The sequence below is a fragment of the Vibrio sp. 2130-1 genome (assembly GCF_033339515.1).
Map to the genome: position 1 here is coordinate 1 of NZ_JAWOUT010000634.1, position 541 is coordinate 541.

At 45.8% G+C, this 541-nt stretch carries 1 protein-coding gene; it reads left to right on the forward strand.

What is annotated here, in order from left to right; genetic code table 11:
* On the forward strand, positions 1–541 hold a 541-nt coding region (locus R7Q09_RS27830), incomplete at both ends, for an ABC transporter permease (protein WP_318144170.1).

Here is a 541-nt window from a genome sequence, read left to right on the forward strand (position 1 = left end):
TGCTCCCTACAAATGGGCAAGAGCAATTGCCACACTTTACACCACCATTATTCGCGGCATTCCAGACTTAGTTCTGATGATGTTGATTTTCTTTGGTGGGCAAATACTTTTAAACAATAGCCTCTATTCCATCAACGAAACGCTCAATGAATGGTTTGCATCTAGCGACCCAAATCATGAGTGGACTTCTTACTTACCTGACTACATTGATGTGAGCCCGTTTATTGCCGGTGTGTTGACAATTGGTTTTATCTTTGGAGCTTACATGGCGGAAACTTTCCGTGGTGCGATCATGGCCGTCGATAAAGGTGAGTTGGAAGCAGCAAAAGCTTATGGCATGAGCCCCGTGTTGTCGTTCCGAAGAATCCTTCTTCCTCAGATGATTCGCCATGCACTACCGGGATTTGGTAACAACTGGTTGGTATTGTTAAAAACCACCGCGCTTGTCTCCATCATCGGGCTTGAAGATATGGTGAGAATGAGCTCTCTGGCGGCTGGTACAACAAAAATGCCGTTCACGTTCTACATGGCTGTTGCACTG